The 14070-nt window shown below is 64.7% G+C and carries 12 protein-coding genes; 7 read left to right on the top strand and 5 right to left on the bottom strand.

Annotated features, from left to right (window positions below):
* Positions 1 to 9: 9 nt before the first annotated feature.
* The 5 genes from C5L14_RS02155 to arsH are packed head-to-tail and all read left to right on the top strand — an operon-like array spanning position 10 to position 3501.
* Entirely contained in the window at positions 10 to 372 is a 363-nt protein-coding gene (locus tag C5L14_RS02155; protein WP_105860371.1) for an ArsR/SmtB family transcription factor, read from the top strand.
* Positions 365 to 895 carry an arsenate reductase ArsC gene (locus tag C5L14_RS02150; protein ID WP_105860370.1) on the top strand — a complete coding sequence of 177 codons (531 nt, stop codon included), beginning with the start codon at positions 365 to 367 and terminating at the stop codon, positions 893 to 895. Before C5L14_RS02155 ends, C5L14_RS02150 begins: the two co-directional genes overlap by 8 nt.
* A gap of 8 nt (positions 896 to 903) precedes the next feature.
* Entirely contained in the window at positions 904 to 1734 is an 831-nt protein-coding gene (arsN2, locus tag C5L14_RS30935; protein WP_105860369.1) for an arsenic resistance N-acetyltransferase ArsN2, read from the top strand.
* A gap of 1 nt (position 1735) precedes the next feature.
* The gene (arsB, locus tag C5L14_RS02140) at positions 1736 to 2788 is read left to right on the top strand and encodes an ACR3 family arsenite efflux transporter (protein ID WP_105860368.1); all 1053 of its coding nucleotides are present in this window, start codon (positions 1736 to 1738) and stop codon (positions 2786 to 2788) included.
* The gene (gene arsH, locus C5L14_RS02135) at positions 2788 to 3501 is read left to right on the top strand and encodes an arsenical resistance protein ArsH (RefSeq protein WP_105860367.1); all 714 of its coding nucleotides are present in this window, start codon (positions 2788 to 2790) and stop codon (positions 3499 to 3501) included. The genes arsB and arsH overlap by 1 nt, the downstream gene beginning before the upstream one ends.
* 122 nt (positions 3502 to 3623) lie before the next feature.
* Here the strand turns inward: arsH and C5L14_RS02130 are convergent, their stop codons facing one another.
* Together C5L14_RS02130 and C5L14_RS02125 are read right to left on the bottom strand one after the other, a co-directional pair.
* Positions 3624 to 4481: a MipA/OmpV family protein gene (locus C5L14_RS02130; RefSeq protein WP_105860366.1), complete on the bottom strand. Its 858-nt coding sequence runs from the start codon at positions 4479 to 4481 to the stop codon at positions 3624 to 3626.
* Between the two features lie 152 nt (positions 4482 to 4633).
* Positions 4634 to 5191 carry a TetR/AcrR family transcriptional regulator gene (locus tag C5L14_RS02125; protein ID WP_210203193.1) on the bottom strand — a complete coding sequence of 186 codons (558 nt, stop codon included), beginning with the start codon at positions 5189 to 5191 and terminating at the stop codon, positions 4634 to 4636.
* A gap of 174 nt (positions 5192 to 5365) precedes the next feature.
* On the opposite strand from C5L14_RS02125, the gene C5L14_RS02120 reads away from it, so the two are divergent.
* Positions 5366 to 5935 carry a hydrolase gene (locus C5L14_RS02120; protein WP_105860365.1) on the top strand — a complete coding sequence of 190 codons (570 nt, stop codon included), beginning with the start codon at positions 5366 to 5368 and terminating at the stop codon, positions 5933 to 5935.
* A 107-nt stretch (positions 5936 to 6042) separates the two neighbouring features.
* Here the strand turns inward: C5L14_RS02120 and glyA are convergent, their stop codons facing one another.
* The 3 genes from glyA to katG all read right to left on the bottom strand — a co-directional run bounded on the left by glyA (position 6043) and on the right by katG (position 12754).
* Entirely contained in the window at positions 6043 to 7347 is a 1305-nt protein-coding gene (glyA, locus tag C5L14_RS02115; RefSeq protein WP_105860364.1) for a serine hydroxymethyltransferase, read from the bottom strand.
* Between the two features lie 44 nt (positions 7348 to 7391).
* Positions 7392 to 10085, bottom strand: a complete 2694-nt coding sequence (locus C5L14_RS02110) for a phosphoenolpyruvate carboxylase (RefSeq protein ID WP_105860363.1) — start codon at positions 10083 to 10085, stop codon at positions 7392 to 7394.
* 461 nt (positions 10086 to 10546) lie between these two features.
* Positions 10547 to 12754 carry a catalase/peroxidase HPI gene (gene katG, locus C5L14_RS02105; protein ID WP_428832592.1) on the bottom strand — a complete coding sequence of 736 codons (2208 nt, stop codon included), beginning with the start codon at positions 12752 to 12754 and terminating at the stop codon, positions 10547 to 10549.
* A 326-nt stretch (positions 12755 to 13080) separates the two neighbouring features.
* Between katG and C5L14_RS02095 the strand changes: the two genes are divergently transcribed.
* A complete protein-coding gene (locus C5L14_RS02095) occupies positions 13081 to 14040 on the top strand; it encodes a hydrogen peroxide-inducible genes activator (protein ID WP_105860360.1) in 960 nt (319 codons plus the stop codon).
* The last annotated feature ends 30 nt before the right edge of the window (positions 14041 to 14070 follow it).

The raw sequence follows: 14070 nt of genomic DNA, 5'->3' as shown, positions 1-14070 counted from the left end.
GAGATAAGAATGGACGAAAAGCAAGCCCTCGATGCCTTCGCCGCCCTCTCCCAGGAAACCCGGCTGAGGATCGTCAAGCTCCTGGTGACGGCTGGCCCGGACGGCATGGCGGCCGGCGCGATCGGCGAGGCCATGGATGGCGCTTCCTCCTCGCGCATGTCGTTTCACCTCGGCCACCTCGAACAGGCCGGCCTGGTGGAGTCACGCCGCGAGGGGCGCTCGATCCTCTACAGCGCGGCCTATCCGGCGCTCTCCGGCCTGATCGAGTTCCTGATGCGCGACTGCTGCCAGGGCCATCCGGAAGTCTGCAATCCCGCCGTTGCCTCGCTCTCCGCCTGCTGTGCTCCCCGAAGGGATGTCTCCCATGCCTGACCCGCGTGTCTACAATGTGCTGTTTCTGTGCACCGGCAATTCGGCACGATCGATTCTGGCTGAAAGCATCCTCCGCAAGGACGGTGCAGGTCGATTCAATGCCTTCTCGGCGGGAAGCAAGCCCAGAGGCAGCGTCAATCCTTTCGCGCTGCATTGCCTGGAACGGGCGGGCTATCCGATCGACGGCCTGCGCTCGAAGAGCTGGGACGAGTTCGCCGGGCTGGACGCCCCCCAGATGGATTTCATCTTCACCGTCTGCGACGACGCTCATGGCGAGACCTGCCCGGTCTGGCCCGGACACCCGATGTCGGCCCATTGGGGCATCGAGGATCCGGCCCGCACCGAAGGCAGCGACATCGAGAAGGAAACCGCTTTCGTCACGGCGCTGCGTTTTCTGAAGAACCGCATCAACGCCTTCATTGCGCTGCCGGTCGCCGGCCTGGACAAGGCCTCGCTACGCGCACAGCTCATCGAGATCGGCCAATCCGAAGGGGTAACTTCGCCCCGCGACAGCGCAGCGTGACGGCGAGCATGGACATCGTCGTCTATCACAACCCGGATTGCGGCACCTCGCGCAACACGCTGGCCTTGATCCGGCAATGGGGAATCGAGCCCCATGTCATCGAATATCTGAAAACGCCTCCTTCGCGCGCCCTGCTGGCGCAGCTCGTCGCGCGAATGGGCTTCGACGTGCGGGACCTCATCCGCCAGAAGGGCACGCCCTATGCGGAACTCGGATTGGATGGGCCAGATCTGACGGACGATCAGCTCCTGGATGCGATGATCGCCCATCCCATCCTGATCAACCGCCCGATCGTCGTGAGCCCACTTGGCGTGAAACTCTGCCGGCCGTCCGACGTCGTGCTCGACCTCCTCCCTCCAATGACAACCCCGCCGGAGATCAAGAAGGAAGAGGGCGTGCCTTTCCTGAAAGACGCTCCGGTAGCCCCGGCCGATCCGGCCCTGGTGGCAAACCTCCAAGCGGCAAATCTGCCGGCCGACGATCTCGCCGAGCCCGGCCGTACCTTCTTCGCCTATGAAACGCTCGGCGGACGGCCGGTCGGATTTGGCGGCTATGAGCTGCAGGGCGAGCACGTCCTTATACGTTCGGTCGTGGTCTTGCCGGAGGTCAGGGGAAAGAGGATCGGCCGCAACATCCTGCCCCTGCTCCTGTTCCGGGCCCGCGAGGCGGGTGCAAAGCGCGCCTGGCTCCTGACGACATCGGCCCCCGACTTCTTCTCCCGCGCCGGTTTCAAGCCGGTGGAGCGGACCGAAGCCCCGGCCTCGATCCTGGCGACGCGCCAGGCCTCATCCCTTTGTCCCGCCAGCGCGGTCCTGATGACCCGCGAAATCAGCTTCTGAGATGTCCACATTCGAACGCTACCTGACGCTCTGGGTCGGCCTTTGCATCCTCGCCGGCATCGCGCTCGGCCATTTGATGCCGGCCGCTTTCCAAACCATCGGCGCCGCCGAGATCGCCAAGGTCAATCTGCCGGTCGCCGGGCTGATCTGGCTGATGGTCGTCCCGATGCTTCTGAAGATCGACTTCGCCGTCCTGGGCGAAGTCGGCCAGCATTGGCGCGGGATCGGCGTCACCCTTTTCATCAACTGGGCCATCAAGCCTTTCTCGATGGCGCTGCTCGGCTGGCTGTTCATCGGCTGGCTGTTCCGGCCCTACCTGCCGGCAGCCCAGATCGACAGCTATATTGCCGGACTGATCATTCTCGCGGCCGCGCCCTGCACCGCCATGGTGTTCGTCTGGTCGAACCTGACCAAGGGCGAGCCGCATTTCACCCTGAGCCAGGTGGCGCTCAACGATGCCATCATGGTCGTCGCCTTCGCGCCGATCGTCGGCCTGCTGCTCGGCCTGTCGGCGATCATCGTGCCATGGGGCACGCTCGTCCTGTCGGTCGGGCTCTACATCGTCATTCCCGTGATCGTGGCGCAATGGCTCCGCCGTTGTCTGCTGGCGGCCGGAGGGCAGGCAGCGCTCGAGCGCTTTCTCGCGCGCATCGGTCCCGTCTCCCTGCTGGCGCTCCTCGCCACGCTGGTCTTGCTGTTCGGTTTCCAGGGCGAGCAGATCATCGCCCAACCGCTGGTGATCGCCCTGCTTGCCGTGCCGATCCTGATCCAGGTCTATTTCAATGCGGGGCTCGCCTATCTGCTCAATCGCATCGCAGGCGAGCAGCATTGCGTCGCCGGCCCCTCGGCCCTGATCGGCGCCTCCAACTTCTTCGAGCTCGCCGTTGCCGCCGCCATCAGCCTGTTCGGCTTCGACTCCGGTGCAGCCCTGGCAACCGTCGTCGGTGTGCTGATCGAAGTGCCGGTCATGCTGTCCGTCGTCTGGATCGTGAACCGGTCCAAGGCTTGGTACGAACGCGGTTCCACAGCGGCAGCCGCACAAGGACCCCGTTGATGATCAATGACCTACCGAACATCACCGCTGATTGCGTCGAGACCCCTTCGCTCGATCGTCTGCGACCGAAGGCGTCGACACATCCGCCACGCATCCTGATGCTCTATGGCTCGCTGCGGGACCGCTCCTACAGCAGGCTGCTGACCTTGGAAGCGGAACGGCTGCTCAAGCATTTCGGCGCAGAGACCCGGATCTTCGATCCCCATGGCTTGCCGCTGCCGGACACGGAGCCGGCAGATCATCCCAAGGTTCGCGAATTGCGGGAATTGTCGGAATGGTCGGAGGGGCAGGTCTGGTGCAGCCCTGAGCGCCACGGCGCCATGACCGGTATCATGAAGGCGCAGATCGATTGGATTCCCTTGTCGATCGGAGCGGTACGCCCGACCCAGGGCAAGACGCTCGCCGTCATGCAGGTCTCTGGCGGCTCGCAATCCTTCAATGCTGTCAACCAGATGCGCGTGCTCGGCCGCTGGATGCGGATGATCACCATCCCCAACCAGTCCTCGGTCGCCAAGGCTTATGAGGAGTTCACGCCCGATGGCCGCATGAAGCCCTCGCCTTATTACGAGCGCGTCGTCGATGTAATGGAAGAACTGGTCAAGTTCACTTTGCTGACGCGCGATGCCTCCGATTACCTCACCAACCGCTATAGCGAGCGGAAGGAAGCACACGCAGCCCTCGAAGCCCGTCTCAAACTGGCGGAAGTCCGATGATCCAATCCCGCGCCGGCGAGTGATCACCCTCTCTGGGTGATACGGATCTTTGCGTCGAGGGCTTCCCCTATCCGCCTGCCGCGCCGGCGGGCTTCCTGCGCAGCTCTTCCATGGATCGCGCCTTAACGGAACTTCAAGCCGAAGGAATAGCTCAGGCTGAGGCCGACCGTGTTCTGATTGAGCGAACCGAAACGCTTGGTGACCGGGCTGTCCGCCGCATCGCCCGTCAGGCGCTCGTATTTGTCGTAGAGCGTCGCCTTCCAGGCCGGCGAGAACTGATAGGAAACCGAAGCCAGGGCGCCATAGGCCTTGACCCCGGCCGACGGGTCGTAGGGCACCACCAGCCCATTGCGCACGGCATCGCGCTCCGTCACGCCGAAGGAAGAGCGCATATAGGTCCCGTTGCCGACCGACAGGCGCGGGCCGATGGAAAAGGTGAAGGCGTCATAGGGCTGCACCCAATCGGCCGAGAAATCGGCGACCAGCCCCTGCCCGGCCCGCAGGGCCTGGCGTATTTCCGTCCGGGCCCGCAGCTGGTTCTCGATCAGCCAATATTCTATGAAGAGGCCCGCATCCAGCGTCGCGGGGACCGTATGCACCCCGGCAAGGTCCCGTTCATCCGAGCGCGAGCGGCCGCCACGAAAATCGGCGGCAGGCCCGATGGCAAAGCCGTGGCCCTCGAACACCGAAAACGAGAACGCGTCATCAGGCGCGCCCCATCCGGGTGCCTCCCCCGCCCGCCTGATGTCGAAATCGGAGGGCAGTACGGTCACGCTGGTCTTCGACGCGCCTTCATAGGTCGGTCCGTACTGAACCCCTGCGCCCAGGGTCACGATCCAGTCAGGACCGGCGCCTGGCTGCGAGGAGAAGTTCAGCACCGAATAGTCGGAGCGCTGCTGGGCATAGGAGGGCGAGCCAAGCACCGACAGGCCGGCGGCAAAGCCAAGAAAAGCCAGAACGGGCAAGACTCTCGAACGCATGGACGCGGCATCCTCAAACCGGATCGTACTTGCGGCGCGTTCCGTCGCGTTGACAAGCAAAATCAGGCTAGACGCTTAAGATTTCATGGGCATGACGCGTTTGTGTCACGGGAGAGATCTGCCGTTCATTGCCTCGTCTTGATTGTTGATCGTCAGGGCCGAGCCGGCGTCAGCTTGGCCCCCAAATAGAGACGGTTCATCAATCTGAGCTGGTCGGGCGCGCCCGGCGTGGTCGGCGCGTCCTTGCGCATCATGCCGACCATGGTCTTCATATTGTTGAGCACCACCGCAGCAATGTCGTCGGCCTCGGCCTCTGCCAAACCGGGCGCGTTGGCCTTCAGCGCGGCGCGTACGCCGGCGAGCGCCTGGGCGCGAAAGCGCAGGCGGATCTGCGTCCAATCCGTCCTGGAATCCAGCAAGGCTGTGACAGCGCGTGCCTGGGGATGGAGTTGCACCAAGAGCTCGATCAGAATGTCCGCCAGTTGCTCCGGCGTGGCGCTTCCTGCCTGGTCGCGCACAGCGTCATAGGCTGCAGCAAGCACCGTCGCATAGCGATCCATCAGGGCGTCCGCCACCGCGTCCTTGCTGGGGAAGAAACGATAGAGCGAACCGATGCGGGCATCGGCGCGCAGGGCGATCTCCGCCATCGTGGTCGCCTCGAAGCCACGCTCCTGGATCACCTCCGCCGCCGCCTCCAGGAGTTCAGCCACGCGTTGGCGGCCGACCTCACGCTGTGGCGCCAGGGTTCTGCGTTTCTGGCTTGACAAATTTGAGTCAATCCTCAAATAGATGCTTTGCTTGAGTAATTCCTCAAATAGATAGCGGCCTTCCCGTCACCGCGCAACCCAGTGCGAGCCTCGGGAATTCGGCGAAAGGACGATTCCATGCTTGCTTTGCCTGCCAGCACCACGGCCCTCATTCTGATCGATCTGCAGAAAGGAATTGTCTCGACACCGGCCGAGCCCTATTCCGGCCCGGACGTGCTCGCCCGGGGACGCCTACTCGCCCAGCGCTTTCGCGCAGCCGGAGCGCCCGTCATTCTCGTCAATGTCGCCTTTTCCGCCGATCGCGGCGATGCCCTCAAGGCGCCCGTCGACCAGCCCATGAGAATGCCGCCCGGCGGCTTTCCCGAAGGCTGGGCCGATCTGGCCGAGGGTCTTGCCGAGCCCTCCGATCTCAGGATCACCAAACATCAATGGGGCTCTTTCTACGGTACCGAGCTCGATCTGCAGCTGAGGAGGCGCGGCATTACCACCGTGGTGATCGGCGGCATCGCCACCAATATCGGCGTCGAGTCGACCGCCCGCGCTGCGCACGAGCACGGCTATGCCGTCGTGCTGGTGGAGGACGCCTGCACGAGCCGCGCCGCCGACATGCACGCCTTCGCCTTCCAGCGCATTTTCCCGCTGCTCGCCCGCGTCACCAAGGCCGACGACATCGCGCTGCAGCCATGAGAAGCCCACAGGCACGGTCGAGGATACGTAGCTAGAAACCCAAGCCGGAGACGGCGGGACAAGGCCATGGCGCTGATACTCGCCATGGCCTTTCGTTACGTTATCGCTCAGTCATAGATCGGGAAGCGGGCGAGCAGACCGTGCACCGCCTCGCGCACGCTGGCTTCCACAGCGGCATTGCTCGCTTCGCCATTGGTGGCGAGACCGTCGATCACCGCCAATGTGAGGCGGGCGACCTCCTTGAATTCCTCGACCATGAAGCCGCGCGTCGTGCAGGCCGGCGTGCCCAGGCGTACGCCGGAGGTGATCATCGGCCCCTGGGGATCGAAGGGAATGCCGTTCTTGTTGCAAGTGATGTGAGCGCGGCCGAGCGCGGCTTCGACCGCTTTGCCGGTGAGGTTCTTGCGGCGCAGGTCCACCAACATCAGATGGGTGTCGGTACCGCCCGACACGATGTCGACCCCACCGCTGGACAGGCCTTCCGCCAGGGCTTTGGCATTCTCGACGACATTGGCGGCATAGGTCTTGAACGCAGGCGTCAGCGCCTCGCCGAAGGCCACGGCCTTGGCAGCGATGACATGCATCAGCGGACCTCCCTGCAGCCCGGGGAAGACCGCTGAATTGATCTTCTTGCCGATTTCCTCGTCATTCGACAGCACCATGCCGCCGCGCGGGCCGCGCAGGGTCTTATGGGTCGTCGTGGTCACGACATGGGCATGGTCGAGCGGGTTGGGGTGAACGCCGCCGGCGACCAGGCCCGCGAAATGCGCCATGTCGACGAACAGTTTGGCCCCGATCTCGTCGGCGATCTCGCGGAAAGCCTTGAAATCGATGATCCGCGGATAGGCCGAACCACCGGCCAGGATCACCTTGGGCTGGTGCGCCCTGGCAAGGTCGCGCACCTGATCGAGGTCGATGCGATGCGTCTGCGGGTCGACGCCATAGGAAACCACGTTGAACCACTTGCCGGACTGGTTGACCGGCGCCCCATGGGTGAGGTGCCCGCCGGCGGCCAGATTGAGGCCGAGGAAAGTGTCGCCCGGCTGCATCAGGGCCATGAACACCGCCTGATTGGCCTGGCTGCCGGAATTGGGCTGCACATTGGCGAAGGAGCAGTTGAACAACTGTCGCGCCCGCCCGCGGGCAAGTTCCTCGACCTCGTCGACATGCTGGCAGCCGCCATAATAGCGCCGCCCGGGATAGCCCTCGGCATATTTGTTGGTAAGGACGGAACCCTGCGCCTCCAGCACGGCCCTGGAGACAATGTTCTCCGAGGCGATCAGCTCGATCTCCTCGCGCTGGCGGTGAAGCTCGCGGCCGATGGCGCCGCTGACCGCCGGATCGGCTTTGGCCAGGCTATCGTGAAAGAAATGGCCGGTATCCGTGCTGCCGGATGTGATGGGGCTGTCCATGAATTCCTCCCTTGTGGCGCCCGCAGGCGCTGATATGGCCGTCGTCAGCCGGTCCAACCGAGCCCGGCCGAGATGCAGTTGATCGAAAGAAGCAGGGCATTGACCGCGCGCTTCGGGCTGGCGGACTTGCCGTTCTGGGTGCGGACTTCGCGCAAGAGCTGGACCTGCAGGCGGTGGATCGCATCCATCTGCGGCCGGGTCTGGTCGAAATGGCGCTTGAAGGAGGGAAACCGCTCCGACAGCATCAGCCCGCCATTGACCTCCCCGATCATCTTGCGCGTGAGCTCATATTCGGCAGCGATCTTGCGATAGATGCGATCCCCCACCTCGGCGTCCTGTACCAGCCCGGCATAGAGGCGCCCGATCTCCATGTCCGTCTGGTAGAGGCCCTTGTCGACCTCGTCGACGATCAGCCGGAAGAAGCGGGAGCGTTCGAACATCTGGCGCAGGAGGTCGAGCCCGGCATCGCCGCGCACCCCGACAAAAGAGTTGAGTGCGCTGCCGATGCCATACCAGTTGGTGATCAGGTGCCGGTTCTGGCTCCAGGCGAAGACCCAGGGGATGGCGCGCAGATCCGAGATGTCGCGGGCGCCGAAGCGCCGGGCCGGCCGGGAGCCGATCTTGAGCAGCGACAATTCCTCCACCGGGCTCGCCTGGTTGAAATAGTCGATGAAGCCCGGCTCGCGGATCAGGCCGGAATAGGTGGCCTGCGACATGCCGGTCAGGGCTTCCAGCGCCTCGTTGAATTCGGGATTGTCCTTAAGCTGGCTCTCATTGCGCGACTTGACCGAATGCGCGAACACGCTGGCGGCGAGGATTTCGAGCTGGTAGAGGCCGGTGCCGCGGTTGGCGAATTTCGAGGACACCACCTCACCCTGCTCGGTGACCCGCATCACTCCGTCGATGGTGCCGGCCGGCTGGGCCGCGATGGCTCGGCCTGTGGGCGCCCCGCCGCGGCTGACCGAGCCGCCGCGGCCATGGAAAAAGCTGATCTTGACCTTGCGCTTGAGGCCGAGGGCGGTGATGCGCCGCTGGGCCTTGCTCAACTCCCAATTGGAAGCAAGGAAGCCGCCATCCTTGTTCGAGTCGGAATAGCCGAGCATGACTTCCTGGCGGTTGGCGAATTCGCGGATCGACCGGCGCACGATCGAAATCCCGAGCAGCTGGTCGAGGATGTCGGGGGCGGCCCGCAGATCCGCGATGGTCTCGAACAGCGGCACCACGCGCAGATTGATGGTACCGCTGCCGTCGGCAACAGTGGCAAGCCCGCTATATTGCGCGAGGAGATAGACCGCGAGCAGGTCGTCGCAGGATCGTGTCATCGACAGGATGAAGGCGCCGATCGCGCTCGCGCTCGGATCGGACGACGCCTCGCGAATGACATCGAAGAGGTCGAGCAGTTCCCGGGCTTCGTCGGACAAGGCCGCCCGGTCAATAACCGGTCTCCTGCCCGATTGCAGCTCCGACCGCAGGCGGGCGCTCCATTGGCCGGTTTCAGGCTGTGGCGCCTCGCTTCCCGCGATCTGGCCGAACAGCTCGGCCAGTACGCGATTGACCACGGTGGAATTCTGCCGGATGTCGAGGGAAACGGTGCGGAAGCCGAAACTCTCGACCTGCTGGCGCAGGGGACGAATGAGGCGCCGCGCCGTCCGCGAGCCGCCGAGCTTGACGAGAACGCTTTCAAGCTCGCTGAGATCGGCACTGAAGGCATCCGCGCGAACATAGGGCTCTGCCATGGACTCGCTGCGCATGGCGCGCAGGCGCTCCAGCATGCCCGCCGCGAACTGGCGCAGGGGCTCGCCCGGATTGCGGGCCATGACGGCCGACGCCGTGCCCGTCGAACGCAGAAGGCGCTCCAGGGCCTGGCCAAATTCCTCGGGAATGTCGACGACATTGGCACTGACGCTGAGCACCGTCACCAGGCGGCGGACCTGCTGGATGTACCAGCCGATGATGGCCTGGCGGCAGGCATCGAGCGCATAGGCCGTGGTCTTGGCCGTGACGTTGGGATTGCCGTCGCGGTCGCCGCCGATCCAGGAGGCAAAATGCAGGAAGGACGGCACCTTGAGATCATATTCGGGATAGTGGCGGGCCAGGGCCTCCTGGGCTGTCTCATAGATCCGGGGTGTCGCCTCGAAGATGACCTCGCGGAAGAAGTGGAGGCCCCAGGCAATTTCGCGCTCGACCGAAGGGCGCTCGAGCCGCAATTCACCGGACATCCATAACAGCTCGATCTCGCTTGCGAGGTCGTTGACATGCTGCTCGCGCTCACGCGGGGCCCAGCGATGCTGTTCCAGCTCGGTGAGCTTGCGGTAAATGCGCCGATGGATCTCCAGAACGGTGACGCGCTTGGCTTCGGTCGGATGGGCCGTCATCGTCGGCCCCACCCACAACCGGTCGAGCGCTGCCTGCACGTCCTCGGCCGGATAGCCGGCCGAAGCGATCTCACCCATCACGTTGGAAAAGGAGCCGACGATCTCGTCGGCGCCGCCGACCTGCTCGAGCTCACGCCGGGCCCGCATGGCCAGCAATTCGTTGGCGATGGCGACCAGCTGGAACCAGATTCCCGTCGCCTGCAGCGCGCAGATACGCTGCTTCGTGTCGAGCGTGTCCAGCGGCTCGGTGCCCGCGAGGACAGCGGCCAGGGAGGGCTCGCGTTCGCTGACGACCGACAGGAGCAGCCTGAACAGGAGGCTGCGAACATCTTCGCGGAAGCTGAGTGGCCTGCTCTCGTCCAAGGCGCGTCCCCCCCGTTCGCCAGAGCCAAACGCGTTCAAGTTTGACCGCTTGTTGCTCCAATTCTTTGTTTCGATGCGTCTTTGCGATTCGAGGTAATTCCCTCCAATCGCGAAACGCTCTAGCCATGATCCTGCAGGCTGAGGCCGAGACCGGCCTTTCGCCCGTTTCCCCCGAATGCTTCGTTCTGGGGATTTCTGGTTGGCTTAGCAGACCGCGTTTTGCCGCGGTTGGAAACGCCCGGACGGGTAGAAATCCTGTTCGTTCGGGTGGTGGAAAGACTGGCCGCCCGGATGACGCCAATTGCCCTGCCGAGCCATGACGAGCCGCCACTCCTTGTCAGGAGGTGGCGGGGCGGAGGATGCGAGGCGGCAATCTCGCAAAAGAAAGCGGGGGCGGCCAACGCCGCCCCCGCCTCATTGAAACCTGCGATATCCGCAGTATCGAACGCCTTACCCGAAGGTCACGCCAGATCGAAGCGGTCGGCGTTCATGACCTTTGTCCAGGCTGCGACGAAGTCGGTGACGAACTTGGCGTTCGCATCGTCGCTGGCATAGACCTCGGCCAGCGCCCGCAGCTGGGAGTTGGAGCCGAACACCAGGTCGGCCCGGGTGCCGGTCCACTTCACCTCGCCCGTGGCGCGATCGCGGCCCTCGAACACGTCCTCGGCCGGCGAGGTCGCCTTCCAGGCCGTGCCCATGTCGGTGAGGTTGACGAAGAAGTCGGTGGTCAGCGCGCCCGGCCGGTCGGTCAGCACGCCATGCTGGGAGCCCCCGGCATTGGCCTCGAGCACGCGCAGGCCCCCGACCAGCACCGTCATCTCCGGCGCCGTCAGGCCCAGGAGCTGGGCCTTGTCGATCAGCAGTCCCTCGGCCGGCACGCTGTAGGTCGTCTTCAGATAGTTGCGGAAGCCGTCCGCCACCGGCTCGAGCACCGCAAAGGCGTCGACATCGGTCTGCTCCTGGCTCGCATCGGTGCGGCCGGGCGCGAAGGGCACCGCCACCTCCTGGCCGGCCTTGCGGGCCGCCTGCTCGACCGCGGCATTGCCGCCCAGCACGATCAGGTCGGCCAGCGAGATCTTCTTGCCGCCGGCCTGCGCCGCGTTGAAGCCCTGCTGGATCTCCTCCAGCACGCCGAGCACCTTGGCCAGCTGCGCCGGCTGGTTGACCTCCCAGTCCTTCTGCGGGGCCAGGCGGATGCGGGCGCCATTGGCCCCGCCCCTTTTGTCGGAGCCGCGGAAGGTCGAGGCCGAGGCCCAGGCGGTGGAAACCAGCTCGGCGGTCGACAGGCCCGAGGCCAGGATCCTGGCCTTGAGCTCGGCCGCGTCCTGCTCGTCGATCAGGGCATGGTCCACCGCCGGCAGCGGATCCTGCCAGATCAGCTCCTCGGCCGGAACCTCCGGGCCGAGATAGCGGGCGCGCGGGCCCATGTCGCGATGGGTCAGCTTGAACCAGGCCCGGGCGAAGGCGTCGGCGAAGGCATCCGGGTTCTCGAAGAAATGCCGGGAGATCTTCTCGTAGGCCGGGTCGAAGCGCAGCGCCAGGTCCGTGGTCAGCATCGCAGGGGCATGGCGCTTGGAGCGGTCATGCGCATCCGGCACCGAGCCGGCACCGGCGCCGTGCTTGGGCTGCCACTGATGGGCCCCCGCCGGGCTCTTGGTCAGCTCCCAGTCATAGCCGAACAGGTTCCAGAAGAAATTGTTGCTCCATTTGGTCGGCGTCGAGGTCCAGGTCACCTCCAGGCCCGAGCCGATGGTGTCGCCCCCCTTGCCGGTGCCGAACTGGTTGTGCCAGCCAAGGCCCTGCAGCTCGATGCCGGCCGCCTCCGGCTCCGGCCCGACATTGGCGGCGTCGCCCGCGCCATGGGTCTTGCCGAAAGTGTGGCCGCCGGCGATCAGCGCCACCGTCTCCTCGTCGTTCATCGCCATGCGGGCGAAAGTCTCGCGGATGTCGCGGGCCGCCGCCAGCGGGTCGGGATTGCCGTTGGGCCCTTCGGGATTGACATAGATCAGGCCCATCTGCACGGCGGCGAGCGGGGTCTCCAGATCGCGGTCGCCGCTGTAGCGCTTGTCGTCGAGCCAGACATTCTCGCTGCCCCAGTAGACGTCCTCTTCCGGCTCCCACACGTCCTCGCGGCCGCCGGCAAAGCCGAAGGTCTTGAAGCCCATCGATTCCAGGGCGCAATTGCCGGCCAGGATCATCAGGTCGGCCCAGGAGATCCGGTTGCCGTATTTGCGCTTGATCGGCCAGAGCAGGCGGCGGGCCTTGTCGAGATTGACGTTGTCCGGCCACGAGTTGAGCGGAGCGAAGCGCTGCTGGCCCGCACCCGCGCCACCGCGACCGTCGCCGGTGCGGTAGGTGCCGGCGCTGTGCCAGGCCATGCGGATGAAGAGCGGGCCGTAATGGCCGAAATCGGCCGGCCACCACTCCTGCGAATCCGTCATCAGCGCGAACAGATCCCGCTTCACCGCCGCAAGGTCGAGCTTCTTGAACTCCTCGGCATAGTTGAAGCCCCGGCCCATCGGATTGGACAGGCTCGAATGCTGGTGCAGGATCTTCAGGTTCAGCTGGTTCGGCCACCAGTCACGGTTCGAGCGAACCTCAAAACCGGGACGCGCTCCATGCGCTACCGGGCACTTGCCCGTGTTCGGCGTATCGCTTCCGTCCATCATTGCCTCCAATGGTACTTGCTGATGAAAAATGCCTGGCCGGGAACTATCACGTCTGAGAACGACAAGTGCGTGTCACGGCCGGCGGGACGAGTGGCATGCCGGGCGCGGCGCGGCCTTTGCGCCAGCCGCTCACAGCAAAGGAACATCTTGCAAACGACATTAATCGCGGCCACCCGGATTCTGTACGCCCTCAGGGCGGCATTGGCGGGGTCATATGCGTGATTCGGGTCGCCTTCGACTCGCATCACCGTCCCCGTTTAGAGCTTTACTAGAGTCTGATCATCAGTTTAAGTCAGCTTTTCCGATAGTTGTGATAAGGCTGGGTTATGAAGAATCTGACGTTGCGGCAGCTGCGCTATGTCGAGGCCCTGGTCCGGCACAGCCATTTCGGCCGGGCGGCGGATGCCTGCGCGATTTCCCAGCCGGCCCTGTCGATGCAGATCAAGGAGTTGGAAGAAGGCCTGGGCCTGGCCCTGTTCGAAAGAGGCGCCCGTCAGATCCGGCTCACCAGTTTCGGCACCGAGTTCGCCACACGGGCCCGCGACATACTGCGGGCGGTCGAGGCGTTGGGAGATTTGGCGCAGGCCTGGCAGGATCAACTGGTCGGGCCGCTGCGCATCGGCGTCATTCCCACCGTTGCCCCCTATCTGCTGCCGACCCTCATCGGCAACCTCGCCCGCTCGCATGAGGGCCTAGACATTCATGTGCGCGAAACCGTGACCCCCAGGCTGATCCAGGAGCTCATCGACGGCCGCCTCGACACCGCCATCGTCGCCCTGCCGGTATCGGAACCTTCCTTCAACGAGGTCGCCCTGTTCACCGAAAGCTTCGTGCTGGTGCGGCCGAGCGAAGAGGAGGGAAAGCCTGTGCCGAACCGGGAGATGCTCAGCGAAATGCGGCTGCTCCTGCTGGAGGAAGGCCATTGCTTCCGCGATCAGGCCCTGGCCTTCTGCAATGTTCCCTCCCTGCGGACGCGCGAATTGCTGGACGGCAGCTCCCTGTCGACCCTCGTGCAGATGGTCGGGGCGGGCATCGGGGTCACCCTGATCCCGGAAATGGCCGTGCCGATGGAAACGCGCTCGGCGCAGGTTTCCATCGCCCGTTTCGCCGATCCCCAGCCCTCGCGCACCATCGGTATGATCTGGCGCAAGACCAGCCCCCTCGTCAAACAACTCCTCGAGATCTCGAAAGTGGTCCGGGATGCGGCCGATCTCTTGAGAGGCCGCTGCGGCCAGCAGTTGCCCGACTTTCAGCACGCGCCTGCCGCCGTTCACCGGTCGCCGTGATCTCCTCGAGAGACAGATCGCCGCAGGCAA

This window comes from Labrys okinawensis, from assembly GCF_002982075.1.
GTDB lineage: Bacteria > Pseudomonadota > Alphaproteobacteria > Rhizobiales > Labraceae > Labrys > Labrys okinawensis_A.
Note: the sequence above shows the minus strand (reverse complement) of the source record. Positions and strands in the feature narration are given on the sequence as shown.

Coding starts and splice junctions, on each gene's coding strand:
- C5L14_RS02155 (WP_105860371.1), top strand. CDS start 10: ATGGACGAAAAGCAAGCCCTCGATGCCTTCGCCGCCCTCTCCCAGGAA.
- C5L14_RS02150 (WP_105860370.1), top strand. CDS start 365: ATGCCTGACCCGCGTGTCTACAATGTGCTGTTTCTGTGCACCGGCAAT.
- arsN2 (WP_105860369.1), top strand. CDS start 904: ATGGACATCGTCGTCTATCACAACCCGGATTGCGGCACCTCGCGCAAC.
- arsB (WP_105860368.1), top strand. CDS start 1,736: ATGTCCACATTCGAACGCTACCTGACGCTCTGGGTCGGCCTTTGCATC.
- arsH (WP_105860367.1), top strand. CDS start 2,788: ATGATCAATGACCTACCGAACATCACCGCTGATTGCGTCGAGACCCCT.
- C5L14_RS02130 (WP_105860366.1), bottom strand. CDS start 4,481: ATGCGTTCGAGAGTCTTGCCCGTTCTGGCTTTTCTTGGCTTTGCCGCC.
- C5L14_RS02120 (WP_105860365.1), top strand. CDS start 5,366: ATGCTTGCTTTGCCTGCCAGCACCACGGCCCTCATTCTGATCGATCTG.
- glyA (WP_105860364.1), bottom strand. CDS start 7,347: ATGGACAGCCCCATCACATCCGGCAGCACGGATACCGGCCATTTCTTT.
- katG (WP_428832592.1), bottom strand. CDS start 12,754: ATGATGGACGGAAGCGATACGCCGAACACGGGCAAGTGCCCGGTAGCG.
- C5L14_RS02095 (WP_105860360.1), top strand. CDS start 13,081: ATGAAGAATCTGACGTTGCGGCAGCTGCGCTATGTCGAGGCCCTGGTC.